Source organism: Streptomyces sp. NPDC048434 (genome assembly GCF_043200375.1).
Classification (GTDB): Bacteria; Actinomycetota; Actinomycetes; order Streptomycetales; family Streptomycetaceae; genus Streptomyces.
The window spans coordinates 35,898-60,865 of record NZ_JBICXQ010000037.1; the positions used below are offsets into that span (position 1 = coordinate 35,898).

Below are 24,968 nucleotides of genomic sequence, written 5' to 3' on the forward strand. Positions count from 1 at the left end.
TCCGGTTCTTGGTGGTGCCTTCGGTGCGCGTTGTGCTCCATGGACGTTGCACAAGGTCCATACGGAGGGACGGCCCGGCGTGTTCAATGCGGATGCGTTCTCTCGGCAAAAGCGACGAGCCGACGGTGAACCACCAGGTCGAACGGGCGGACCGAAGAGCCGAGAGGGAACCGCCGAGCCGGACCACGGGGCGAACCGCCGCGGGCCCTCACTCCACGTCGTCGCGCCCCGCCAGCGCTTCCAGCAGGAAATCCCGCTGGAAGTGCAGCAGCTGCTCATTGACCGCGTCGTCGGCCGGCAGATGCGTGGCGCCCGGGAGCGGGAGCACACTGTGCGGTTTGCCCGCCGCGAGCAGCTCCGCCGAGAAGCGCAGGGTGTGCGCGGCGGCCACATTGTCGTCCGCCAGGCCGTGGACCAGCAGCAGCGGACGGCGCAGCAGATGGCCGTGGCCGATCAGGGAGCAGCGCACATAGTTCTCCGGCTGCTCGTCCGGGTGGCCCAGGAACCGCTCCTTCCAGTGGGTGTCGTACAGCCGCATGTCGGTGGGCGGGGCGCCGGCGACCGCCGCGTGGAAGACATCGGGGTGGTGCAGCACCGCGGCCGCGGCGAGGAACCCGCCGAACGACCAGCCGCGGATCGCCACCCGCGTCAGGTCCAGATCGCCGAAGCGCGCCCCGGCCGCCCGCAGCGCGTCCACCTGGTCCTCCAGCGCGGGCGTGAGCTGGTCGCCGTGGATGGTCTTCTCCCAGGCCGGGCCGCGGTTCGGTGTCCCGCGCCCGTCGACCACCAGCACCGCGAACCCCTGCTCGGCGAACCACTGCGACACACAGGCGGGCCAGTCACGGGCCCGTCCCACGAGCTGCATGGCCGGGCCCCCGTACGGGTCGAGGAGTACCGGCAGCTTCGCGGCGCCTTCCTCGTGCCACGACGGCAGGAAGAGCGCGCCGCGCAGCCGCCGGGAGCCGAGGGTGAGATGGAGCGGCTGCGGGGTGACCGACGGCTCCTCGGCGAGCGAGGCGATGGCCTGGTACGACGCTTCCTCGTCCGCCCCCGCACCCGGCCCCGTTCCCCGCAGCACACCGGCTTCCTCGCCCCGCGGTGTCACTCCCGCCACGACGACCGCGCCGCCCCGCCCCACGCCGGTGTACCTGCCGGGGTCCCGGCTCAGTCGGCGGCAGCCGTGGCCGGGCTCATGGCACCACACATGGGTCTCCAACGGGTCCTCGCTCGCGGTGAACAGCACCCGCTCGCCCTCGACCCCGAGGACCGCGCACAGCTGCAACCCGTCCGGGGTGACCCGTCGGCCGCCGACGGTCAGATACCGGGTGTCGCCGTCGTCCTCGGGGAGCACCAGGGCACCCGACGCCGTACGGGCCGGGGTGCCGCCGACGAGCTCCACCCATGCGGGATCGGTGCGCTCATGCAGTACTTCGGTGGCACCGGTCGCCGCATCGACCGACAGCGTGCGCACTATCCGCTGGTCGCGGCTCTGTACGGCGAGGTACGGGCCGTGCGCGTCCCAGCCGGCGTCCACGAGGTACTCGTACGCCTTGCGGTCCCATTCCACGTCGACCCGCTCCCCCTCCAGGGAGAGGATCTGCAGGGTGACCTCCGCATTGGGCGTCCCGGCCGCCGGGTACCTGATCGTCTGCGGTGGCCTCGTCGGGTCGGCCGGATCGCCGACGTATCGCCGTTCCACGGGGCCGGTGTCTACCCTGGCCACCAGGACGTGGCGGCTGTCCGGAGCCCACCAGTAGCCGCGCATCCGGTTCATGGATTCGGCGGCCACGTATTCGGCGAGCCCGTAGGTGATCTCCGGGCCCTCCGCGCGGGCCAGTTGGCGGTCGGCACCGGTCAGATCGACGACGTGGAAGCAGCGGCGGCTCACATAGGCGATGTGCCTGCCGTCGGGGGAGGGGCGGGGGTCGACCACCGGACCTGCCGCGGGGACGGAGAACGGCGCGCCGTCATCGGTGCGCACCGCCCAGAGGGCTCCGGACAGCGCGAACGCCACGAGACGGGCGGCGTCGTCGGTCGCGTAGGACACCACCCCCACGGACCGCTCACGGGCGCGTTCCCGGCGCAGCCGCTCCTCCTCGGGGACGGCCCCGGAACCGGCCCCCACCAGGAGCGCCGGATCGGCCAACAGCCGTTCCACGCCGTCCTCGTGCTGCCACAGCCGGCCGACGGGATCGGTGCCCGAACCCGTACGGACGAACAGCACCCGGCTGCCGTCGGGGGAGAGGGTGAAATGCCGGGGCACCCCGAGGGAGAAGCGGCGAGTGCGGGCGAATTGGCGCGGAAAATCGGCGGAGTTTTCGGAGCTCACGGCGGGCGTCGAGCTCACGGCGTGTGCGGAGTTAGCGGTGTCCGTGGAGTTCACGGTGCTGCTGGGCAAGGTGCTGTCCTCCAGGATGCTGAGGGGTCCGGTCTGCGATGGTCCGGGTACGGCGATCCCTGGGGGCAACATAGGCAGGTCCGGGATTCACGGAAAAGGCTTGGCCGCGACGAGTTTTTTCGCAGCACTGAGCGCCCGGTACCCGACCGGGTGCTCAAGAGAATTCGGAAGCCTCCCCCTGCGCCCTGCCGCCCGGCGTATGCCGGTGATGATCACGATGCGGGGCATCGGCGCGTCAGGGTCAGGAAAGCCGTAGTTCGATCCAAGGGATGATATCCCCCCGGCAGCAGACCGCGCTCGGATTTTCACCGACCCGGTGCTGCTGCACGAACCGGAGCCAGCCCGCGCGGGAGGACAGGACGACGGTCTCGATCGTCTGCGTCACCGAGGTACGCGACCTCCAGATTCCGGCGCCGGGTACGTTCCCGTATCAGCCCCGGAGGGCCTTGGTACCTGCTCGGCTAGGGTCGTTCCCATGAGTGAGGACATCGCCGCGCTGGTAGGGCAACTGGCAGCCGTGGACCGGGTCGAGCGCAGGGCAGCGGCGGGCCGGCTGGTCGCGCTCGGAGCCCCGGTCGTGGAGTACCTTCTGCCGCTGCTCAGTGACGAGGAAGGGCCCGGCCGGGAGGCCGCGGAGTCGTGCGTACAGCGCCTCGGCGCCTCGGCGATCGAGCCGCTGAGAAGGGTGCGCGGCGAAGGCCCCGGCCGCCTGCGGCCGGCCGCACTCCGCATGCTCGCGAGCGTCGGCGGCGGCGACGCCCTGGCCCCCGCCGACCGGGCAGCCATCGAGCGACTCGTACGGATCAAGCTGCTGGACGAAACGCCCGGTGATCTTCCGGCCGAGACCTGGGCAGCGGTGCCACGGGCGGAAGTGAAGGACATCGTCCGGGCGTTGGGACTGCACGACGCACGCCCGGTCACCACGGCCCTGGGGGTGTCCGCCGCCGTCCACCAGGAGAATGCGCTCGACCATCGCTCCGCCGACGGCACCACCACCACCGAATACCGCGTGTTCATCACGCCCGAATTCGACGGCTGGCGGCTCGTCTACGGTGCCGGCTATCTCAACGACAACTGGGCACAAGCCGTCGAAAAGCTCAGCGCCCATTGCCGGGAAGCCCATTTCTACGCGGTGGACGAGTACAACGGCGCGCGGGTGTGGTGGGTCGCGGAGAACGGGCAGGACAAGCGCGGCTACCGCACCTACGGCGATCCCGAATGGGTCGGCGAACCCATGGAATTCGAGCGGGACCTGATGCAGGACGAGGACGACGAACTCTACGACCCGGAAGAGGCCGAGGAGTACGCCGAAGGCGTCCGCGACCCGGAGGAGGCGGCGTCCTGGATCTCCGTCCAGCCGACGACCGTCGAGGTGCTCGACCGGGTGGGCCACGGCTGGCTCGCGGTGACCAGCCCGGACGTCGGACACGGCCGGTTCAGGGGCGCACTGGACATCTGAGGGCCGGGACGGGACCGGTGGGGCCGCCCCGGCACGGGCGGCCGCACCGGGGACCGGGCCGACCGGTCACATCAGGCTCGGCTGGATCTTCCGCCAGGTCGTGTCCAGGTGATCGATGTGCCGGTCCATCTCCCGGACCATGGCCTGCTTCTCCTCCGTCGTCGAGCTGTCCTTCCGCTTGCCGTACTCGCGCTCGATGATCTTCTTGAGTTCCTTGCGCGCGTCCGCCTCGCCGAGCTTCTGTGCTGCCGCGATTTCCTTGGCGGCCCGCTCGGCGGACTTGTCCGAGCGCGCGTTGATGCGGTCGGCGATGTTCTGCTGCACGTCGGCCGCGGTCATCTTGTCGACCTTCTTCTTCTCCGCGGTCTTCTCCGTGTCGAGCTTCTTCTTCGCCGCGACATCGGCCGGGTCGGTGCGATAGGTCGTGCTGTAGTAGACCTTTGCGTCGTCGAGTGCCTTGTCCCGCAGCACCGTGGAACACTTCGCATGGCCCTGGCCCATACCGCAGGGCTCACGCTCCGTGTAGACGGCCATGGGCGTGTAGGTCTGGTCGCCCTGATTGACCCGCTTCAGCCAGTCGGCGAGATGCTTTTCCGAGTGCCGGCCCGACACATATTTCTCGCCCACCGGCACCGAGGAGTCGGTGACATAGTGCGTCTCGCGTCCGGGCGGCGGGCCCTCGACCTCCAGCACCGCGTAATTGCGGTCCGTGAGGTCCGGGCTGTTGTGCTGCAGGCCGGGCGGAACGGTGCCGAGCTTGAGAGTGTTGAGGAGTTTGTCGCTGCTCTTGCGGTGGCCCCGCACACCGAGCGATTCATCCGAGTTCTTGGCCGCACTGTCCCGGCTTTCCGGCTTGGGCGCATCCTCGCCCTTCTTGCGGTACGGCTTGTCGACGTTCTCCGGATTCTTGCCCACGCCGTGCTGCTCGTGGAATCCGACGCTGAGCCGGGCCAGGGACGAAACGACCGCGAGCCGTTCACCGCGCTCCAGGTTCTTGAATCCGGGCAGCCGCTGTTCCAGATCGCTCTGGGTGAAGGCGCGCGGACCCTTTCCGGCATCGGGTGACGAGGGAGTGGCATCACCGGTCGAGGCACGGAGAACCTGCGCCAGACTCCCGTCCTTCGCCCAACTGTCCAGATGGTCATGGACGTTGTCGAGCGGGATGCGGTGTACGTCGCGGTCCCGCCGGAGATCGTTCTGCAGCGTGTCCGGCGGAATTCCGTACTCCTTGGCCCCTTCCGCCTCCGCGGCGAGAGTGCGATCCCCCTTCCGCTCCTGCTCGGAGGTGTCGCTGTCACCGCGGTCGTGCGGGTCGGAGTAGGGCTTCTTCTCGTCGACGTCCATCCCGTCGTCGTCCTTCGGCGGCGACGGTGAATCGTCCAGTTTCAGAGCGGCGAGCCCCTCGTGATCCGGATCCGTTCGCGGCCTCTTGTTGCCACGTCCGTCCCCCGACGAGGGCCCGGCGCCCGAGCCGGACGGCTGGTTGTCCGTGGGCGGTAGATCGCCGGCCTTCCGCTTTCCGCCCGGAGCGTCAGGAGCCGGCTGCTTCGGACGGCCGTCGGGAGGCGACTGCTTCGGGCGGCCGTCGGCAGGGGGCTGGTCCGGTCGGCCACCGGGCGTGCCGGGGACGGTGGGGTCGGGCCGCGCCGTGGTGGGCCGGTTCTGGTCGTTGCTCTGGGGATCGCCCTCACGCGGCGGGGTGTCGCCGGGATTCCGGGATGCGCCGTCCGCAGCGGGCCGGGCGTCGCGACCATCCGGACGCGGCTGTCCACCGGGTGAGCCGTCCGCAGGCGGGCCCGAGGAGAGCGAGGTGGACTGTTCGTGCCCGCGCTCGGGCTCGTGCCCGTGGCCGTGCCCGTCCTGCTTCTGGTGGTCCGGGGCGTCCTGGCCGTTGTCCGAAGCGGGCGGGGTGCTGGCGGAGTCGGGTGTTGCGGTGTCCGGGCCGGAGGACCTGTCGGGGCCGGCGTCCGGCGTGCTGTCCGCAGGTGCGTGGGGCGTGGTGTCAGTCGCGTTGACGTGGTTCCCGGGCGACTCTTGAGGGGCGTCACCTGTCGGGGGCTTGGCGGGATCGCGCGCGTCCGAGGGGCCCGAGGCCTCCGAGGTATCCGAGGCGCCGTGGTTGCTCTGTGACGGGTCGGACGGGGGTGAGTCTGACGGGGACGGGTCGGACTGGGACGGGTCGGACTGGGACGGGTCCGACTGTGGTGAGTCGGGGTGCTGCGCGTCCGGGTCCTGCGCGTCGGCGTGCTGTGCGTCGGACTGTGGTGAGGGATCGGACGGGGCGCTTTCCGTCTGTTCGGACGGGGAGTTGTGTGGCTGATCGGTCGGGGAGCCGTCGCTCTGCGGGCCGTCGTGCGCATCGTCCGAGGGTGGGGAATCGGCCGACTGGACGTCGTCGGACTGGTCCGAGGCGGAGTGGTCCCCGTCGGACTGGTCCGAGGTGGAAGGGGCATCATCCGACGTGTCGGAGCCGGCTGCCGGGTCCTGAGCCGGATGGAGCGGGTTCCGGTCGGCGTCCATCGGGATGTAGAAGACATCCGTGGCGCCGTCGGTGTTGATGGGCTGCTCGCTCACCTCGCCGCTCTGGGTGTCCACCCACACGACGCGGCCGTCGTGGTTGACGGCGTTGAACGCGTGGCCTCCGCCTCCGTCCCAGTTGACCTGGACGATCGCGGACGAGCCCGGACCGGCGTTCAGAAGGTCTTGGGCGATCGCGGCGTGGCCGTCGGGGCTGGTGCCGGCGTACGAGTGCGGTGCACCCGTCCAGTCGATGATGTTCTCGTTGGCATCCGTCTCCGGCGACCAGTGGTCCGGGGTCCCGTCCGCATTGAGGTCCGGCGTACGAGGTGCCGAGACCTGTGGGTTTCCGTACCAGGACTCAAGGAATGAACGGCTGCAGTCGGCACAGTTGTTGGACCGGCCGGGCACGTTCGTACCGCCGTCGTTCTGCAACTGGGCCCAGTTCCCGAACGGGTCGGGAAAGCGTTGCGGGGTGCCATCGTCGTTCCGGGGGATGGCGTCCACGAGTGCCTGCTGATCCGCTGTGTCGGGCGGCAACAGGCCGCCGGGGGCCTCGTGGATACCGGCCCGGATGTCATCGAGGCTGGGCCGGTCGTCCTGCGCGTCGGACTCGGTGTCCGCGTCGGACTCCGGGTCCGAGTCCGGCTCCGAGTCGGCTTCCGAGTCGGCATCCGTGTTCGGGTCCGAGTCGGACGTGGAGTCCGTGCTCGGGTCCGAATCAGGTGAGTCCTTGTCATCGGGGCCGGAATCGTCGGCCTGGGTGTCGTCGCTCTTGCTGTTGTCGCTCTCGCTGTCGTCGTTTGTGACGTCGTCGTTCTTGACGTCGTCGGGCTGGTGGTCCTCCGGCTTGTTGCCGTCGCCCTGGTGCTCGGAGTCGGCATCGGGGTTGTCGGCGTCGGGCTTGTCGGGACCCGGCTTGTCGGCATCGGGCTTGTCGGTCTCAGGGTCCTTGGCCGAGTCCGGCTCGGTGTCGGGCTTTTGCTCGGAGTCCGGCGTCCGGCCGTCGTCCGTGCGGGGGTCCGGCCGGTTCGTGGTGCCGGACTCCGGTGTCTCCGTGCTGTGGTCAGCCGTGGGTGGTGTGTCGTCGCCCCGGGGGGACTGCGGATCGGGGCCGTGGTTGTCCGGTCCCTTGCTCGGCGGCGGAGTCTGCGGCTGGTGCGGGGACGACTCGTCGCCGCGCGGCTGCTCGCTACGCGGTGGGTCCGCGCGCGGAGGCGTGGGCCGGGGACGTGAGGCCTGGTCCGGAGCGCCGGGCCGCTGACGTGGGGGAGCGCTGCGGGGATCGCCGTAGGGCGCGGTGCGGGGGTCCCGGGCGGGGGTGCTGCGTGGTGGAGTGCCGTTGCCGGCCGGCGTGCTGCGCGGGGGCGCGGAGGCGGGTGGAGCGCCCGCCGAAGCGTGGGCTCCGGCGGGGGCACTCGGGGTGGGGACCGGGCCGCCGCCCATGGCCATGCCGGGCGGCGCGGTGGCAGCTGCGGGAGGGGGCGAGGACGGGGAGTTGGACGGATCGCCCCCGGCCTGCGACGCGTTCGGCACACCGGTGGGCGGCGGCGCGAGGGTGGTCGCGCTGTCCGTGTGCATGATGACGTCGCCGTCGTCGTTCGCCTGGTGGGGGTTGTGCTGCTGGGGTGAGCCGTACGAGGACGCGGGCGAGGAGTGCGACGAAGCCGCATGAGGCATGGCGCCCGAAGGCATACCGACCCGGCCGCCGCTCCCGTTGCCGCTGTCGCTCTGTGACGACGAGTGGGAGGAGTCCGCCCCGTTGGGCGCGTTGTCCGGTGCCGGCGAGCGGGAGGGGACATGCGCCTCCGGCCGGCTCCCCGAATCCGGTGCGGGCGAGGGGGACGGGTCCGGGGACTGGGACGAAGCGGGCGTCGGGGAGTGCTGCGGCGACTGGCCGGCTTCGGGGCCCGCGTTACCGGGGCCGGGGGTGCCGTGATGGGCCGGCCCGGAGGGCGTGCTGTCGGAGTGGGCGGGCGTGCCGTCGGTATGGGCGGGCGTCGGCGAAGGCCCGTTGTCCTGTCGGGTGCTCGCGTCGGGCGTGGGCGAGCTGTCCGTGTGTACGGGGTCGGGAGACGACCCGTGATCCGGTCGCGGTCCCGCGTCCGGGGACGGGGAACTGTCGCCACGGGACGAGTCCGACGAGGGTGTGCCGGCCGGGCCGTCGGAGTCCGGGCCGGGGGATCGGTCGGGTGCCGGTGCCGCGTCCGGTCTCGTGTCCTGTGGCGTGCCGGGCGTGGTGTCGGGCCCGTGGCCGGAGGGGGTGTCGGCGTGCGCAGACTCCGGTGCGGCCGGGGCGCTGTCCTGAGATGAGCCGGAGTCCGGCGTGCCGCCCACGTCGGGACGGGCACCCGAATCCGGGGACGGCCCCGCGCCGGCGTCCGGTACCGAACCCGGCCCGGAGCCGGTGGCGGACGCCCCGTCGGGCCCGGCTCCGGAATCGGAGGACGGCGAAGCATCGGGGCGGGACGCCCCCGCGTCGGGGGAGGTACCCGGGTCGGGGGAGGAACCCCCGTCGGCGGACGCCGAGGACGAGGACGTCGGCGGCGTGGCGGCCGAGTGCGAGGAGTCGGAGGGCGAGTGTGACGAGTCGGAGGGCGAGTGCGAGGAGTCGGAAGGCGAGCTCGCCGGAGCGTCGCCGCCGCTCTGCGATGCGCGGTAACCCTCGTCGAACGGGGTCAGTTGGTGCGCAGCCGGGGAGTTCGACCCCGAAGGTCCGGACTGACTGCTGCCGTCGGGGGAGTGGCCGCCACCGGAAGCGGGCGTGCTGGGGGCATCGGCCGGCGAACCCGCGTTGTCGGACGCCGAGTTCGTCGAGACCCCGGCGCCGCCGTCGGAACTGCTGCCGCCCGAACCCCCGCGGTGTGACGCGCCACCACTGGACGAGCCGTCACCCCCCGACGCACCGGAAGTACCGGACGCCCCCGAGGACGTCGAGCCGCCAGAGGCAGACGAGTCACCCGAGGACGACGAGTCCCCCGAGCCGGACCCCGTCCCCGTCCCCGAGCCGGAGCCCCCGGACCCGGACGATCCCCCGGAAGCCGAGTTCGTTCCCGAACCACCGCTGCCGGAGCCGCTGTTGGTCTCACTTCCGCCACCGGAGCCCCTGTCGGAGTCTCCGGCGGATTCGTGCCCGGAGTCTGCGCCGGAACCGTGCCCGGCCGCCGATTCCATCCCGTTGCGGACGTGGTGTCCGGCCTTGGCGCCCGCACCGTCACGCAGCGACTCGGCGAACGTCTGGCCGGAGTTCTTGAGCGCGTTGACGCCCTCCTCGGCGCCCTTCTTGACCGTACGGCCGGCGTCGAAGCCGTTCTGCGCGTCGAAGCTCATGTTCACGGACTGCGCGATGACGTCCGAGATCATCGCCTGCAGCGCCGAGACGGCGGGTTCCTTCGCCGTCTCCATGGCCGCGTCGAGGAGCTGCTTCGCCACCTCCTTGATGATCTTCCGGACGATCGCACGGGTCGCGGTGGTCGCCGCCACCGCCGCTGCCTCGGACAACCCGAAGGTGAACGGTGCCGCTGCTTGAGCCGCGATGATTTCCGCGGCAAGAATCGCTAACTGCGTGATCACCGCGACTTTCATCCCGATGACGAGTCCGGCCGCGGCGTCCAGAGCGATGGCGATGGCGTTCGCGGCACTACGGGCGTCGGCGAAGTAGCCCGAGCCGCCCGCGAACTTCTCCCAGGTGGTGTGGAAACCGTCGATGGAGTCGCCGGAGTTCTGCGACAGCACGTTGCCGGCCGCCGTGACGCCCTGGTGCTGGAGATCCTCCACCCCGGCCGCGAAGTCCCGCCACTTCTGGGCGGAGTCCATCAACTTGTCCTCGTCCGCCGTGGGCCAGTTGAACCCCAGCATTTCGAGGACCCACTCAAGTGCGTCCGGCAGCATCAACGACACGGTGGCGTTTCCCCCGGCTGACTGTGGTTCGGGTATGTACGGATCAAGGACTGCTCATCCAGCGGGACGGCGTCATCGCGCTCTATCGAGAGGGAACTGAGCTCGGCAAGGGTTCTTGGGCCTGTCGGTGGAGCGGGGTCGGACAGGCCTCAGACGCTGGGCCGTTTGACCTGGGCGATCAGCTGGCTCTCCGCTTCTTCGTTCGCCACATGCTGCTTCATCATGGACTCGTTGAAGTTTTCGTCGGCGTCGTGGTTCTTGGCCATGTTGTTCAACCCGCCGCCGATTTCCTGGAGCTTGGCCGCAAGGTGGCCCATCGACTCGTACATGCCGTCGCGCAGACCTTCGTACACGACGCCGAACTTCTCGCCCAGGTCGTCGTCGCCCCACGGAGGTGTGTCCTGGCCTTCGAGGGAGGTCAGTCCGCTCTGCAACGTGTCGACGAGAGACTGGTAATCCTTGCCGATCCGGTCGAAGTCGGTGCCGCCCGTCCGCAACGACCCGATGTCGGCCTTGAGCCCGTCTCCCATCGAGTTCCCCTCACCTTGGACGTCGCGGCCGCTCCGTCGGTACGGAAAGTTTAACCGTCAAAGTTGACGCCGCCTCAAGCGGCCTCCTGTTACGGGCGGTGGCGGTGGCCCTTGAGGGCGTCACCGGTCTGCGCCGGACAGCTCCGTCGCGATTGCGGCAACCATCGGATCAACGGTCCCGCATTGAGGACGAGTACGACGCGGGCCCGGTTGCCCGGAGGTCCGTACACGATCCCGGTCACGGCACCAGGTACGGCGGGCCGGGGTCCTTGAGGGGCTCGGGCAGTCGGATCACGGGGACCGGTTTGTTGTGCGGCCAGCCGTTGGAGGCGTCGTCGAAGCTGAGCTCTCCGCCGGCCGCGGGAACGGTGCTCGCGTCGTGGAGATTGGTGATCTCGTTGTACACGTCCTGGACGCCGGGCGCGTCCTTGCCGGTCTGGCCGGTGACATTGCGCGTCGCCCAGATCGCGGTCAGCACGGCGTCGTGGTGCATGATCGCGTATCCGTCGTCCATCACCGAGTCGGGGAACCGCAGGTCCCGCAGGGCTTGGTGGAAGGGTTTGAAGCCGGACGGGGCATGGATGCCACGGACCCACTGGGCGGGACTCGTCGCCGAGACGTCCAGAATGGATATTTTGTTTTCCTTGAGCAGCCCCCGTACCTGCTGTCCCTGTGCGAACGCCCCGGTCGCCCCGGTCATCACCGTGATCGGCGCGTCATGACCGCACTGGCTGCGCGTGGACAGGGCACGGACGAGATCGGCGAGATCGCGGTCGCGCCCGGCGTAGAAGATGACTTGCGCCTTGGTCAGGCAGATGTTGTTGACGGCGTTGTAGAAGAGCCTGGGGATGCCCGCGGGGTTGTGGCCGGTCGTGCCGACGAACGAGGCCCGCCGCCGGCCGATGTAGTCGGCGAATTCTTCGTCGAACGCCTTGCGCATGGTCTTGACGTAGTTGTCTTCCCGGCTGTCGAAGACGAGGTAGCCGCGGTGCCCGGCCAGCGGAGAGTGGTCCAGGTACCGGCGGAGCGCCTTGGCGTAATCGACGTTGGACGGCGACACCTTGAACAGCCGTGGCGCATTGAGGTCCGTGGCGGTCAGGACCGCACCGATCGCGGGGATCTTCAGGCGGCCGAGTTCGGCGGCCGCTGCGTGGGTCTCCGGAATGCTGACTCCCATGCCGGCGACCGCGACCAGGGGATGCGGGTCGTCGACCAGGTCGGCCAGTTGTCGCACCACCGGCTGCCAATGCGTCTCATTGCGGCCCTCGTTGGCCAGGACGAGCTGGATCAGCGGTGTCTTGCCCTGGATGCCGGTGGAGCTGGTCGTGGACAGCTCGGGGCAGGCATTCGCGCGGCACTGCGCGATGAAGGCGCCCTCCAGGCTGGTGCGGATCTCATCGAGGGGCAGCGCGCTGGTATCGCTCTCCGTCATGGGCATCAGTACGCCGACCTTGACGTAGGGCAGTCGGCTCTTTCCGGAAGCGGGCTTCTCCCACTGGGCACGGACCCGTCTGTTCTCCTGCGCGATCCGGTCGGTGATCCCTTTGAGGCGGGGGTCGAAGGCGAAAGCCTTCTCTTCCGTGATGCCGACGCACTCCCGCCGCGGGCCGGTGCCGTCCCAGTGCAGCCCCGGCTGGCCCGCCGCGCAGCTGGTGTCCTCCTCGACCGGCCAGAAGAACCAGAGCCCGCCGGCTGTCAGCGCCAGCGCGAGTACGAGGGAGGCGATTCCTCGCCACCCCTTCCACCACGGGGGGAGTTCGTCGGCGGGTTGCGGGGGCAGATGCATGGTGCCAGCTCCTAGGGACGGGGTGCTGCAGTGCGCTCACACGTACTTCGCGGCCTCGTGCATGAGTCCGATCCGGCGGGGGACGGAGCGCATGGCAAGGTCCTGGAGCATCGCGTTGATGGTCCGGTTGAGCTCGGGATTCGCGCCGGGCAGCCGATTGCGTGGATCGGACGCCAGCCACAGCCCGACCACCAGCAGCGTCAGGGGTGTGTGCGCCGCGAACGAGCGGGGCGCGAGGTCGGCGGCCAGCTGCTCCAGCCGCAGCGTGGCGGACTGCTCCGGCACCACCGGTTCACGAAGTGGCGCGGCGGTGATCGTGTAGAGCTCGTACAGCCAGATGTCCGTGTCGGAGAGCTCGGCCAGACGCCGGACGAGATGCTCGATGACCTCGTCCACCCGGTGCAGCGCAAGCGAGTGGTACAGCACCTCCAGCGGGTGGCCGTGGTGGGCGTGCCAGGTCCGCAACTGTCCGTGGACGGCGTTCCAACGGTCCGGGCGGGCGGCCAACTCCTGCAACAGCAGCAGGCGCAGCCACGGGTGAAGGGCGGGGCTGCCGCGCAACGGGTGCGGATGGACGCCTTCCAGATAGCCGGAGCCCCGGCCGCCGCGAGCCTCGGCATCCTGGGGGACCGGATCGGTCAGCCATAAGCGGGTCGCGACCACCCGGGCCAGCGAATCACGGGTGTGCAGCTGGAAGCGGTCGAGGAGCCCCGCGTCGCATGCGGCGTCGAACTCGCGGGCGGCACAGCACTCGACGAGCGCACGGTGCTGGTCATCGGTCAGATCGCGCAGCAGGTACTGCCGCGCCTCTTCCTCCAGCAACGGCCCTTCGTCGGCACCTTCCGCGGACGGCGCGGTACCGGCGAGCACCGCGCGCAGCAGCGTCTCCGGGTCCTCACGGCCCACGAGGCGCGCCGAGGCGGCCAGCAGTTGTCGGATGCTCCATGGATGGCCGCTGGTCAACCGGTGTGCGAGCAGCGGTGCTTCCGGCAGCCGCGTGGCGATGTTCGTGCCGAGCTGGGCGGTCTCGCCGGCGGTGAGACCGCGCAGCTGGACGCAGTACCAGCGCCAGGAACGGTTCGGCGGCGGGTCCGGGATGGCCTGCTCCCAGTCGGCGTAGCCGGCCTGCTCGGGGGCCAGCACCCGCACGCCGGCCGGTCCGGTGGCGAACATCGCCGGCACCCGGCCGACGTTCGACGCCGCGGCCACGGCCAGCAGCGGATCCGGCTCCCCGCTGGCGTCGCGGAGTTCCATCATCAGGTCCAGGAACTCGCGCCCGCCGGGAGCATCGATGTTGTCCAGCAGCACGACGCAGTTGCGGTCGCGCTGGCGGCGCGCGTACTCGCCGCGCAGATCGGCCAGGAACGCCTCGCACAGCCGCCGGTCCACCGTGGCCCGGTCCGCCGGCTCCTCGCTCTTGCTGAGCTGGTTGAGTTCGACCAGTGCGTCCAGGGCGGCCAACGGACCGGCGTACCAGGCGAATCCGGTGTGCCGGGTCACCCGCAGCGGCATGCTGGGCGGCTGCCGGATGAGGCTGGCCAGCAGGCTGACGCCGGGGATCCGGACCAGGTTGAGGTCCTGCAGCAGCCCGGCGACCGCGGCCACCCGGTCGCCCGCGGCGTTGGGCTCCTGGGGCCCGCGCAGCGCCTGGCGCAACTGCTTCTTGGCCCGCTCGGGATCCGTCGCGTCCAGCGACAGTTCGGGGGCCACCACGAACAGTCCCAGCGTCAGCCGCGGGAAGACCAGCGGGGTCTGCCGGGGAAAGCGGTGCGAGAGCCCGTACGCCAGACGTCCGGCGACCTCGTGGGGCCTGCGGAGCGCGGCGGACCCGAAGTCGAAGTACGCGTGCGGACGCCGCGATCCGAGGTAGCCGAGCCAGTTCAGTGTGGTGGTCTTGCCGCTGCCCCGCGGTCCGACGAGGACGACCGCGGGAAGTCCGCGGCCGGTACCGGCGGTCCTGCCGTCCTGTACACGAGTGCGGCACTCCTCGTACAGGGCCTCGATCCCCTGTATCCCCAACGGACGCTCCGCCACGCTGCTTGGCCCCCTGTGAAGACAGCGACTGTGATGACAGCAACTGTGATGTCAGCGACGGCAGACGCCGGCTGATTACAGAAGGTTGGCACGCGTACGCACAACGTGCCACCGGTTCGCGCAAGGTACCGAAATGCGGGGCGCCGCGGGAGATTACGGAGGAGAGGGGGGCCTACTCGGCATGCGCTATGCGGTGACCCCCGCAGCGGCCGACGTCGCCGTCGCCGGGTCCCAGCCCTCGCGCGGCACCGCGGCCAGCAGCGCCCGGGTGTACGGAGCCGCCGGCTCGGCGAGCACCTGTTCCGTGGGCCCCTGCTCCACGACCCGGCCGCGCTGCATCACCAGCGTTTCGTCGGTGAGGTGTCGGACCACGGCCAGATCGTGGCTGACGAACACCAGCGCCACCCCCGTTTCGCGGCGGATCCCGGCCAGCAGTTGCAGGACCTGTGCCTGGATGGAGACGTCCAGCGCGGCCACCGCCTCGTCCAGGACGAGCACCTTGGTGAAGGAGCGGGAAACTCGTCGGCCAAGCGCCGACTCGCGCCGCCGCCCGCACGGGGCGCGTACCTCACCGCGGCCGGGGGACGGCTGCCCGACCTCCTCGCCTCCGTCCGGCCGGGACGAACGACGTAGCGTCCCCTCCCTCGCCACCTGGATCCGTCTGCATCGTCCGGGCCCCCGGTCCGGCCTCCTCACCCCATGCCACTCCAGCGGCTCCCGCCAGGTGCCTTTTCCAGCCCGTCACTGCGGTGTGGCGACAGGCAAGGCAGACCCGGACCGGTGCAGGAACGGCCCGGGAAACCTGGGTCCGCCTGCTCGGTGGCCGCCTCGGTGGTGCCTCATCGTCGCGACGGCGGGACGATGGACAGGGGGCCGCGCGGCTCAGAGCAAGGAGGCGGGCCGGTGACCGAGGGCTGGTGGGCTGCGGGCTCCGCCCAAGTGCGGGCCGGGCCGTCGCCGCCGGGCGCCCTGCTGGACGTGCTCGGGGTCGCCGCGGTGGTGCTCGACGCCGAGGGGCGGATCGTCCTGTGGAGCCCGCAGGCCGAGGCACTGTTCGGCTACACCGCAGGTGAGGCACTGGGTGCCTTTGCCGGCCGTCTCCTGGTCAGTGAGGAGAACCTGGAGCAGGTGATCGACCTGTTCTCCCAGGTGATGGAGGGGGGCGGCCCCTGGGCGGGAGTCTTCCCCGTGCGGTGCAAGGACGGCAGCACCCGGTCGGCGGAATTCCGCAACATGCGGCTGGAGGACCGGGACGGACACTTCTTCGCCCTGGGCCTGGCGACCGACCAGCCCACCCTGCGCCAGGTGGAGCGGGACCTGGCCGTCTCCCTACGGCTGGTGGCCCAGACTCCGATCGGGATCGGGGTCCTCGATACTCAGCTGCGGTTCATCACGGTCAATCCCGCGCTGGAGCGTCTCAACGGCCTGCCGGCGGCCGAACACGTAGGCCGCCATGTCCGAGATGCCGTGCCCTTCTTGGACACCGAGGACATCGAGAACACGATGGGCGAGGTGCTGGCGACCGGGAAACCCGTACTCGATCGATTCACTGTCGGTCGCACCCCCGCCGACCCCGCCACCGAGCATGCCTGGCGGGTCTCGTACCACTGCCTGGAAGACTCTGCGGGGAACGTACTGGGGCTGGCCACCTCGGTCGTCGACTGCACCGAGGAGTACCGCACCCGCAATCACATGGCGCTGCTGGCGGACGCCTCCAAACGCATCGGCACCACCCTCGATACCGACACCACAGCACGGGAACTGGCCGAGGTGTGCGTGCCCGACCTGGCCGACTCTGCCACCGTCGACCTCCTCGCCCTGGTCACCGACGACAACCAGATCGAGTCCAGGCCGGAGAATCCCCACGACTTCCACCCCGCCGCCACCGCCTCCACGACGGGTTCCCCCTCGTCGGCACCTGCCCGGATCGTGGCCGGGTGCATCGACACCGGCTGTCCGCTGCAACTCTACGAGGGCGCGGCCGGCACCTCAGGCCAAGCGGCGGCTCCCGGAACGGGCGCACGGAGTGGGGGGAAGTGCTGCCGCCTGGTCGTGCCGCTGATTGCCCACGGTGAGGTCATCGGGGCCCTGGACCTTGCTCGTTCCCGTGAGTCCGCCGGCTTCGACCAGGACGCCCTGGCCCTGACACAGGAAATCGCCTCCCGCGCGGCCGTGTGCCTCGACAATGCCCACGGCTACCAGCAACAGCGCCAAGCGGCCCTCGCCCTCCAGCGCCACCTGCTTCCCCACCGCCCGCCCCAGCACTCGGGCCTGTCGGTCGCCTACCGCTACCGGCCGGCCCGAGCCGCCAGCGCCGTCGGAGGGGACTGGTTCGACGTCATCGCCACCCCGCACCAGACCACGACCCTGGTCATCGGAGACGTCATGGGCAGCGGCCTGTCCGCCGCGGGCACCATGGGCCAACTGCGCACCGCCATCCGCATCCTGGCCACGCTCGGCCTGGATCCGGCCCGCATCCTGCAACACGTCGATATCAACGCCACCGGCCTCGAACACGGCATCGCCACCTGCACCCTGGCCGTCTACGACCCACGCCAGGCGACGTGCTGCATCGCAACCGCCGGACATCTGCCGCCGGTTCACCTCCACGGGCAGCAGCCGACACTGCTCGACCTGCCCACCGGCGCTCCCCTCGGCGTCGGAGGCGTGTCCTTCCACACCACACACCTGCGCCTGGCCCCCGGCGACCGTCTCGTCCTCTACACCGACGGGCTTATCGAAACGCGCGACGAGCCGATCGACTGCCGCCTCGACATGCTCCTGCGAACCCTGCGAGGCGCACCCACCGGTGTGGAAGCCGTGTGCAACCTGCTCATGGACACCCTGCACATCGACGACCTCGACGACGCCACCCTGCTCGTCGCGCAGGTCCCCCTCAACAGTCCACCGGCCGAGGACCGGCCGTAACGCCGGCGCCCATGGACCGCACGTAGTGACGGCGAACCGTCCGCGATGCCGACTCTCACCTGACGCGGGCCACGGGATCCGCCGGCACCGCGGCCGGGCTGTCAGCGCACCCGGTACGAGCGGCTGTGGTGCGGGGTGTGGGTGACGATCCCGTGGTGTTCCAGGGCCTGCAGGTGGTAGGCGACCGTCGAGGCGGACAGGGCGACCGCGTCGGCGATCTCCCGTATAGACGGCGGGTAGCCGACGTCGTCCGTCAGCTCCCGCAGGGCCCGTGCGATCCGGCGCTGGGTGTCGGTGAGGTAGGCGGTCATCGCCGGGTCTCTTCGGCGTCTGGTGCCCAGGTCTGCTGCTTGAGTGCCATCCGAGCGGCCGGGGCCCGGCCGGGGATGGTCGCCCAGTAGGGGTGCGTGGCAATCCGTACGGACAGCCGCTGCAGCGTACGGCGCAGAACGGTGGTCTGGGCAGGGTTCTGCTCCTGGGCGAGCTGACGGTAGGCGGCGTACCAGGAGTGCTGGGCTTGCACGAGGTCATCGGGGAAGTCGTAGGAGGACATCACCCTCGGATTGCATCACATGTTCGAATTGCGGTGCAGCACACGCAAGGGTGAATCTCGCACCCGGCTGTGGTCGGACGCGTCGCCTGGCGGTTGGGCTCCTGAGCTGGCGGTCCGAGCGTTTCGGTCGGCGGGCACGGCAGCGGTCGGGGCGAAGGCTCCAGCGCATCAGCCCTGCCGGACCGTGTTGTGAACTGAATCACAGTGGAGGGCTGTCACGGTTTTCCGGTGCGGGGTGTCTCGATGAGCATCCGAAGAAAGGGGCCGGATGTGATGCCGCCGGGTTGCCCACGCATGGTCGTGATGGGGCAGGCCATCAGCCTGGGACGCCGAGGGGTGTGATCCAGCCTTCCCGGTTCGACGGCACTTCGCTCGGGCCCCCGGTCACCGGACGCACCGCGGCGGTGACCAAGGAACTGGTCTGCCGGTTCACGGTGTGGCCACTGCGGACCGGCCACCGCACCGGGGGAGGAGTGGGGGTCGGCCATGGCTGAGGACGTCTTCACCGAGCACCGTCCGCTGCTGTTCACCATCGCCTACGAGATGCTGGGCAGCGCCGCCGACGCCGAGGACGTGCGCGCTCACCCGCTGTGGGGTTCAGATCCAGTACGGCGTCGTGCGGACCGGACCGGGCCGGGAGGCCTCGGGCCACGCCGGGCTCACAGCTCCCACGACCTGGGCCGCTCCAGCCCCTCCCACTCGGCGCGGAGCAGGGACAGCAGCGCGAGGTCGTAGCGGCGCCCGCGGTGCAGGCACACCGAGCGGCGGACGCCCTCCCGGACGAAGCCCGACCGGGCCAGGGCCGCCAGCGCGGCGTGGTTGTCGGTGTGGGTGTCCGCCGCGAGGCGGTGCAGGGGCAGTTCGCCGAAGGCGAGGTCGACGAGGGCGTCGAGGGCGTCCGTGCCGAGGCCGCGGTGCCGGTGCTCCGGGGCCAGCATCAGTGCGATCTCCGCCGTGCCGTCGACGAAATCCTGGTCGGTGAGTGCGATATGGCCCACCGGAGTGCCGTCCGGGAGCAGGACGAGGAAGTCGTCGCGGTCGTACGTGGCGATATAGCTCTCGATGCGCTCGCGGAGCGAGGACAGGGGGCGTGGCCAGAAGCCGATCTCATGGATCGCCTTGGGGTCGCACCGCCATGCGTGCAGCAACTCGGCATCGTCGACATCGAGTGGGGCGAGGCGGATCTGCTGCCCCCGCCAGCACGTCTCCCGGCCCGCATCCGCCGGCCGCCGTGCCGTCCCGCCCGTCTCTTCCCCCGTGTTCGCTGTCACGGGTGGATGCTACGGGCCGGGCGGGCGCCGGGCCACGGGATTTCGCCCACGGGCGGAACAATCCGCCCGTCGGGCAGGTGACTTCGGCATGAGAGCGCTACAACTCACCCGCACGACAAGGGACTTCGACCGGATGTCCGTCGGACCCCGCCCCACGTGCCCCGTGCACGCTGCGAGCCCCGGGCACGCACGCTGCGAGCCCCCGGCATTGCGGCGGCGGAGTGGGCCGGGTCGGCGACTGCCTTCGGGCCTGCCTCATCGAGTGGGGGCAAAGCTGGTACATGCGGCGCCCGGCCTGCGCCCAAGACCGGCCGGCTGCGCGCCGGCTGCGGCGAGGCGTCTGTCGAGGGTTCTCACTCCTGTTCGTCCAGCATGAAGGATCCGTACTCGGGCTTCCCCGCCCGTTCGTAGGCGCAGTACTGCACGCCCACACTGGTGGCGCGGGATTCCGTGAGTGTCCAGGCGGCAGGGACGGCGCCCTCGGTGAAGAGCCGCTTGCCGATGCCGATGATCACGGGGTTGACGAGCAGCCGGTACTCGTCGACGAGGTCGTGCTGCTGCAGGGTGTGGATGAGGTCGCTGCTGCCCTGCGTCATGATCACGCCGTCGAGCTGCTCCTTGAGCTGTGCGACGGACTCCGCGGCCTCGCCCTTGAGCAGATGGGAGTTGTGCCACTCCAGGCTGTTGCGGGTGCGCGAGGCGACGTACTTGGGCATGGCGTTGAGCTTCACGGCGATCGGGTCGTTCTGGTCGGTGACGCGGGGCCAGTGGGCGGCGAAGATGTCGTACGTCTTCCGGCCGAGCAGCAGATGGTCGGCGGTCCGCTCGAAGATCCCCGTCATGAGGTCCATGAAGTCGTCGTCGACGTACGGGACCTGCCAGCCGCCGTGCTCGAAGCCTTCGTCGACGTCCTCGCCCCGGCCGCCGGGGGCTTGCATGATGCCGTCCAGGGTGACGAACGCGGTGACGATCAGTTTGCTCATGGTGCTGCCTTTCGGGTGCGGAATCTGCCTGCAGGTGAATTGACTCCCGGACCGGCGAGAAGTCATCGCCCGCCGCGCGACGGTCTTCGGCACATTCCGCGATCAGCGGCCCGCCACGCGCAACCTTGCGTGGGGAGGGCATCGGCTCCTCCGAAAGGACTCACCCCGGCCCCGGGCCGACGAGGGGGCGGAAACCAGCGCGCGAAGCCTCTCACCAGCACGTGCTGGTAAGGGCGTGCGGCGGTGACAGCGCGGCGGCGCGGCCGGGCGCCCAGCCCCACGTCGGCAGGGGGGATCCGCCCGCACCTGCGGCACAGGAAGCCCACCAGTTCTCGTCCTTCCACACCCCCGGTGTGCGCGGGTGTCGCGGACCCGGTCCAGGTACCGCCGGTGCCTGGACCGGCTCTCTGAACGCACACAGGCTTGCTGCCATGGACGACACATCCACCACTGACACACCCACCACCCCTGCCTCCCTGGGCTTGCTGGCCGGCAAGGTCGCCTTCATCACCGGTGCCGGGCGCCGTATCGGCGCCGCGGCGGCTCGGCTGTTCGCCCGGGAGGGCGCCCGGGTGCTGCTCGCGGCCCGGACGGAGGCACAGCTGAAGGCAGTGACTGAGGAGATCCGGGCGGCGGGCGGCATCGCGGACCACGTGGTGTGCGACCTGGCCGACGCGGCCGGCGTCCGCGCCGCCGTCGACCGGGCCGTGGACCTGTACGGCCGACTCGACGTCGCCTTCAACAACGGCGCGACGTTCGTGCCGCCCGGCCCGATGGACCAGGTGACGGAGGCCGACTTCGACCACGTCTACGCCGTGAATCTCAGGGGCCCCTGGCTGGCCATGGTGGCCGAGGTCGCCGCCATCCGAGCCACGGCCGGGACGGGCGCCATCGTCAACAACTCCAGCGTCGGCAGCCTGCGGGGCAACCCCGAGCTGCCCGCGTACGGCGCGATGAAGCGGGCGGTCAACAGCCTCACCGAGTCCGCTGCCCTGACGTACGGCCCGGAAGGCATCCGCGTCAACGCGATCGCCCCCGGCAACACGCTGACCGAGATGATCCGTACCTGGGAAGCGGATTCACCCGGTCTCGTCGACCGACTCAAGGCGCATACCCCACTCGGTCGCGCGGCCGACCCTGAGGAAATCGCCCAGGCCGCCGCCTGGCTCCTCAGCGACCGCTCCTCCTACGTGACCGGCACGGTCCTGCGGGTCGACGGCGGCGCGCGGGCCTGAGCCGGGACCGTGCGCCCCGCCCCGAGACGACCACCCCACCCCGGTCAAGGCCGGGCGGAGCCCTGAACGGAGGTGGTGGCGTCGGCGATCTCCGCGCGGCCCAGAGCCGGCCGCAGCGTCAGGGCAGCCACGGATCCTGCCACCAGGCCGCAGGTCAGGGCGGCAGGGACACCGTTACCGATGCCGACGGACAGGCGCAGCAGGTCCCAGCGCAGGTCCGAGATCGCCCCGTCCACCGCCATCCTCAGCAGCTGGCTCGCCAGCAGCCCGAGGACGGTGGCGCAGACCGCGCCGGCCGCCATCGCGGGGACAGTGGCTCGGGTGAGCAGGCCGGGCAGCCGGCGCAGTGCCCACCACACCACGGCGAGCAGCAGCACGTCGGTGGCGCGATACAGGAGCCAGTCACCGAGCGGCGCCCCTCCCGGGCCCGTCCAGGCGCCGAGCAGCAGCCACTGCCGCAGGAGGTCGCCCGGCTCGGCGAACAGCCCGATGCCCGGGGAGACTCCCTGGAGAACGGCGGCGACCGGCTGGTACGAAAGGACCACCAGGGACAGTGCGATCACCGCGGTCCCGGCGGTGGCGGCCAGGCGGGCGGCGCGCGCCGGGACGGCCTCCCGTGGCAGCGGACCGGTCCCCTTGACGGTGACCCGCGCGATGAACACGGTCACCGCCGCCGCGACCAGTGCGGTCACCACCAAGACCTGCCGCCCGGAGGAGATCACGTTCGCCAGCTGGGGCAGGAAGCGGTAACTGCCGTGCCCTCCCGAGGCGATCAGCCACGGAATCCTCTGCCCGGGGGAGATTACGGGGCGTTGATCACATACGGATCACGGTCGTACGCCGGGTTGCCCGAGCGACGGAGACGACGGCCTCAGCTGGATCCCGGGGACGACCGGGCAGTTGACGTCTTGCGTGGCTCCGGCAGACCGAGTCCAGTGCCGTCCGCCTCCGTGCACGTCACGCTCTACTCGCGCTCAGGCTCCCGCATCGCCTGCCGCCTCGGTGGTCACGCCGAATCGCCGCGTACAGCTCGGCCTTCGACGTCTGCAGCATGACCTTGCGCAGCAAGCTGCAGCTCAGCATTCGGCGCTGCCATCTTGCCTACCGTCTTGCCCTCATGGAGCAGATGATCCAGTGGTTCCAGCGCCCAAGCGGCGTCACCCGCAGCTGCCTGGCTTGCCGTGCCACGAGCGGAAAGCCCGCGCTTGACCGGCCACCTGTTCAGGCCGACGCGTTCGGTTCGCCCCCGGGGCGGCGGCCCCATGCGGAAATGGTGACTTGGGGGATGTCGATGAACGCTGGGTCCTTGAGCAGGGTGGCGAACTCCGCCAGGTCGGCTTCAGTGAGGAGACCGTCGGCGAGAAGCGCGGGGGCCGCCTGGGTAAGGAGGGGGAGCCAGCGGTCCTTGTCCAGCCCGCCCATGCAGCCGAGGTTTCCGGCGAAGGCCACCTCGGTCAGCGCGTTGCGGGCGAGGAGAGCGGGCAGGGCGCGTGCCCAGGTCATGTCGGCGCCGTGTTTGCGGTAGGTGCGCTGATAGGCGTCGAGGATGCGCTGGACCAGGGGGAAAGGTGAGGTGTCGGCCGGCAGGTGGTAGGGCTCTTCGACGAAGAGCCGGCCACCGGGGGAGAGCCAGCGGGCGGCCCGCGCGATCATGTCGTCGCGGTCCTGGAGATGGCAGAACAGGTAGCGGGCGTGGATGAGGTCGAAGCTGCCGGGCGCGTAGTCTCCGCGCGTGATGTCGGCTTCCTGGATCTCCAGGTTCGCGGCCCGGCCCGCATCCAGGTGGCGGGTGTCGAGATCGACGGCGACCACCCGCCCGTCCGGACAGCGTCCGGCGAGCCAGTAGGCGATGGAGCCGGTGCCCGCGCCCAGTTCCAGGCAGTTCCATGAGGCTTCGATGGGAAAGCCATCCAGGATTCCGGTGGTGAACCCGTCGACATTGCGTTGGATGGCCTCTAAGCGGTCACGTTCACGCTGGGCGTCATTGCTCAACAAGCCGGAGTTGTACGGGGTGGTGGCAGGCTGCTGTGTCATGGGGTGCGCCTCTCTCGTGCGAGTAGCCGGGGCATGGCGGTCGCGCCGGCCCGGCGTGGCGGGGTCGGATGCTGTGGCGGGATAGCGCACGAGTGTACGGCGCGTAGCGTGCGGGTCCGGAGGACGGCAGGAAACCAACTCGCCCAGCCTCTTATGACCCACTACGGCAGCCGTGGGACTCCGCGGGCTACAGGGCCGCCGAGCGCCAGGGAGACCGGGACGGCGGCCGCGAGGACGATCACCCCCAGGGCGGTGAGAATGACCTCGACTGTCCTGGTGAGAGCCGCGACGCGAACGCGGCCGCGTCCGCAGTGAGAAGGGCATCCGCTGGGGCGGCCGCCCACTCCAAGCCACAGCCTGATCAACCCGCCGAAGTTTCCGACGTCACAGCCTTTAGCCTCGACCGCGGATCATCGACAACAGCAGAGCGTGAGTCTCGGCGTCCGAGGCCACTACGAGCCCACGGCCTGCCTGCCCGATGGGAGCGCCGTCGACTCCGGTGACGACGCAGCCGGCGGCCTGGCACAAAGCGATGCCGGCGGCGAAGTGCACGCTCTCGGCCAGATCGCCGCCATCGGTGACGTACGCGGCACGCTTACCGGCCGCGACCCAGGTCAGCGCCAGCGTCGTGGACACGACCCGCGGCCGGAACCGCTCGACGAAGCCTGGGTGAGCGAGCAAATCCACAGCTCTGAACCCAGGCGCGCTCGGAAAGGGCGGATCCAGGTTCACGTCCACCAGCTGGGTGGCCGCCGTCGGCACCAGCTGCGTGTCGCCGCCGTCGCGCCGAACCCAGGCCGACTCACCGTCGGTGAAGAACACCTCGCCGCTGACGGATCGGCCACTGCGGCCGGACCGTTGCGCAGTGCCACGTTGACTGCCACCAGCATGTTGCCGACGGCATAGTTGAGGGTGCCACACAAGGGGTCCACCAACCACTGGCGCACCACGTCAGTGGCACCCTGCTGCCCGCCCTCCTCGCCGTGCACCGCGTCCTCAGGCCGCGCAGCACGGATGACGTCGAGGATCGCTCCCTCAGCCGCCACATCGGCATCAGTGGCGAAGTCCCCGACGCCTTTGTCGATGTGGGTGAGCCGCCGTCCATACCTGGCCCGCACGACCTCCGCCCCGGCACGTACCGCAGCTACCGCAACCTCAGCATCGTCAAGGCTCGCATGTGAGTTGATCACGGCGGGCAGAGTATCGGGGGCACATCCCCCGCCGTACGCGGAGCCATCCGACAGCCGCCACGCCTCTGCGCTCGCCGGCCCGGTGAACCAAATTGGTCACAGCACCAGGGTCCGGCTCCGGACAGACCTGCTGGCGGCGCCTGGACCGAT

The 24,968-nt window shown here is 70.5% G+C and carries 14 protein-coding genes and 4 pseudogenes; 5 read left to right on the forward strand and 13 right to left on the reverse strand.

Features of this window, described 5'->3' with window-relative positions; all coding sequences use genetic code 11:
• Positions 1-208 precede the first annotated feature (208 nt).
• The gene (locus ACGFWI_RS33860; RefSeq protein WP_393909918.1) at positions 209-2,347 is read right to left on the reverse strand and encodes a prolyl oligopeptidase family serine peptidase; all 2,139 of its coding nucleotides are present in this window, start codon (positions 2,345-2,347) and stop codon (positions 209-211) included.
• A gap of 526 nt (positions 2,348-2,873) precedes the next feature.
• On the opposite strand from ACGFWI_RS33860, the gene ACGFWI_RS33865 reads away from it, so the two are divergent.
• Complete coding sequence (locus tag ACGFWI_RS33865) at positions 2,874-3,857, forward strand: hypothetical protein (protein ID WP_393909883.1); 984 nt, start codon at positions 2,874-2,876, stop codon at positions 3,855-3,857.
• Between the two features lie 66 nt (positions 3,858-3,923).
• Here the strand turns inward: ACGFWI_RS33865 and ACGFWI_RS33870 are convergent, their stop codons facing one another.
• From ACGFWI_RS33870 to ACGFWI_RS33890, 5 genes and pseudogenes are all read right to left on the reverse strand, one after another.
• Complete coding sequence (locus ACGFWI_RS33870; protein WP_393909884.1) at positions 3,924-10,265, reverse strand: toxin glutamine deamidase domain-containing protein; 6,342 nt, start codon at positions 10,263-10,265, stop codon at positions 3,924-3,926.
• Positions 10,266-10,423: 158 nt separating this feature from the next.
• On the reverse strand, positions 10,424-10,804 hold the full coding sequence (locus ACGFWI_RS33875; RefSeq protein ID WP_393909885.1) for a hypothetical protein: 381 nt from the start codon (positions 10,802-10,804) through the stop codon (positions 10,424-10,426).
• Positions 10,805-11,042: 238 nt separating this feature from the next.
• Complete coding sequence (locus ACGFWI_RS33880) at positions 11,043-12,590, reverse strand: ABC transporter substrate-binding protein (protein WP_393909886.1); 1,548 nt, start codon at positions 12,588-12,590, stop codon at positions 11,043-11,045.
• A gap of 36 nt (positions 12,591-12,626) precedes the next feature.
• The gene (locus tag ACGFWI_RS33885) at positions 12,627-14,609 is read right to left on the reverse strand and encodes a hypothetical protein (RefSeq protein WP_393909887.1); all 1,983 of its coding nucleotides are present in this window, start codon (positions 14,607-14,609) and stop codon (positions 12,627-12,629) included.
• Between the two features lie 201 nt (positions 14,610-14,810).
• Positions 14,811-15,128, reverse strand: a pseudogene (locus ACGFWI_RS33890) (ABC transporter ATP-binding protein); the annotation flags it as partial.
• A gap of 399 nt (positions 15,129-15,527) precedes the next feature.
• On the opposite strand from ACGFWI_RS33890, the gene ACGFWI_RS33895 reads away from it, so the two are divergent.
• A complete protein-coding gene (locus ACGFWI_RS33895; RefSeq protein WP_393909888.1) occupies positions 15,528-17,552 on the forward strand; it encodes a SpoIIE family protein phosphatase in 2,025 nt (674 codons plus the stop codon).
• A gap of 101 nt (positions 17,553-17,653) precedes the next feature.
• Here ACGFWI_RS33895 and ACGFWI_RS33900 read toward each other — a convergent pair whose 3' ends face one another.
• The gene (locus ACGFWI_RS33900) at positions 17,654-17,863 is read right to left on the reverse strand and encodes a LexA family protein (protein WP_393909889.1); all 210 of its coding nucleotides are present in this window, start codon (positions 17,861-17,863) and stop codon (positions 17,654-17,656) included.
• Positions 17,860-18,105 (reverse strand): hypothetical protein, encoded by a 246-nt coding sequence (locus ACGFWI_RS33905; RefSeq protein ID WP_393909919.1) that lies wholly within the window; start codon positions 18,103-18,105, stop codon positions 17,860-17,862. The genes ACGFWI_RS33900 and ACGFWI_RS33905 overlap by 4 nt, the downstream gene beginning before the upstream one ends.
• 338 nt (positions 18,106-18,443) lie before the next feature.
• On the opposite strand from ACGFWI_RS33905, the gene ACGFWI_RS33910 reads away from it, so the two are divergent.
• Together ACGFWI_RS33910 and ACGFWI_RS33915 are read left to right on the forward strand one after the other, a co-directional pair.
• Positions 18,444-18,599 (forward strand): hypothetical protein, encoded by a 156-nt coding sequence (locus tag ACGFWI_RS33910; protein WP_393909890.1) that lies wholly within the window; start codon positions 18,444-18,446, stop codon positions 18,597-18,599.
• A pseudogene (locus tag ACGFWI_RS33915) lies at positions 18,592-18,681 on the forward strand (RNA polymerase subunit sigma-24); the annotation flags it as partial. The gene ACGFWI_RS33910 and the pseudogene ACGFWI_RS33915, both read left to right, overlap by 8 nt.
• A gap of 83 nt (positions 18,682-18,764) precedes the next feature.
• On the opposite strand, the gene ACGFWI_RS33920 reads toward ACGFWI_RS33915, so the two are convergent.
• Positions 18,765-19,376: a GNAT family N-acetyltransferase gene (locus ACGFWI_RS33920; protein ID WP_393909891.1), complete on the reverse strand. Its 612-nt coding sequence runs from the start codon at positions 19,374-19,376 to the stop codon at positions 18,765-18,767.
• A 353-nt stretch (positions 19,377-19,729) separates the two neighbouring features.
• Positions 19,730-20,359 (reverse strand): dihydrofolate reductase family protein, encoded by a 630-nt coding sequence (locus tag ACGFWI_RS33925; RefSeq protein WP_393909892.1) that lies wholly within the window; start codon positions 20,357-20,359, stop codon positions 19,730-19,732.
• A gap of 431 nt (positions 20,360-20,790) precedes the next feature.
• Between ACGFWI_RS33925 and ACGFWI_RS33930 the strand changes: the two genes are divergently transcribed.
• On the forward strand, positions 20,791-21,594 hold the full coding sequence (locus ACGFWI_RS33930) for an SDR family NAD(P)-dependent oxidoreductase (protein WP_393909893.1): 804 nt from the start codon (positions 20,791-20,793) through the stop codon (positions 21,592-21,594).
• A 44-nt stretch (positions 21,595-21,638) separates the two neighbouring features.
• Here the strand turns inward: ACGFWI_RS33930 and ACGFWI_RS33935 are convergent.
• The 3 genes and pseudogenes from ACGFWI_RS33935 to ACGFWI_RS33945 all read right to left on the reverse strand — a co-directional run.
• Positions 21,639-22,376 (reverse strand): annotated as a pseudogene (locus ACGFWI_RS33935) (hypothetical protein); the annotation flags it as partial.
• Positions 22,377-22,815: 439 nt separating this feature from the next.
• On the reverse strand, positions 22,816-23,628 hold the full coding sequence (locus ACGFWI_RS33940; protein WP_393909894.1) for a class I SAM-dependent methyltransferase: 813 nt from the start codon (positions 23,626-23,628) through the stop codon (positions 22,816-22,818).
• A gap of 393 nt (positions 23,629-24,021) precedes the next feature.
• Positions 24,022-24,818: pseudogene (locus ACGFWI_RS33945) on the reverse strand (inositol monophosphatase family protein).
• Positions 24,819-24,968 lie beyond the last annotated feature (150 nt).

What these genes read in the sequence shown, in the direction of transcription:
- ACGFWI_RS33940 (WP_393909894.1), bottom strand. Translation starts at nt 23,628, where the DNA reads ATGACACAGCAGCCTGCCACCACCCCGTACAACTCCGGCTTGTTGAGC.
- ACGFWI_RS33905 (WP_393909919.1), bottom strand. Translation starts at nt 18,105, where the DNA reads ATGTCCTCCTACGACTTCCCCGATGACCTCGTGCAAGCCCAGCACTCC.
- ACGFWI_RS33870 (WP_393909884.1), bottom strand. Translation starts at nt 10,265, where the DNA reads ATGCTGCCGGACGCACTTGAGTGGGTCCTCGAAATGCTGGGGTTCAAC.
- ACGFWI_RS33865 (WP_393909883.1), top strand. Translation starts at nt 2,874, where the DNA reads ATGAGTGAGGACATCGCCGCGCTGGTAGGGCAACTGGCAGCCGTGGAC.
- ACGFWI_RS33900 (WP_393909889.1), bottom strand. Translation starts at nt 17,863, where the DNA reads ATGACCGCCTACCTCACCGACACCCAGCGCCGGATCGCACGGGCCCTG.
- ACGFWI_RS33925 (WP_393909892.1), bottom strand. Translation starts at nt 20,359, where the DNA reads ATGAGCAAACTGATCGTCACCGCGTTCGTCACCCTGGACGGCATCATG.
- ACGFWI_RS33880 (WP_393909886.1), bottom strand. Translation starts at nt 12,590, where the DNA reads ATGCATCTGCCCCCGCAACCCGCCGACGAACTCCCCCCGTGGTGGAAG.
- ACGFWI_RS33875 (WP_393909885.1), bottom strand. Translation starts at nt 10,804, where the DNA reads ATGGGAGACGGGCTCAAGGCCGACATCGGGTCGTTGCGGACGGGCGGC.
- ACGFWI_RS33930 (WP_393909893.1), top strand. Translation starts at nt 20,791, where the DNA reads ATGGACGACACATCCACCACTGACACACCCACCACCCCTGCCTCCCTG.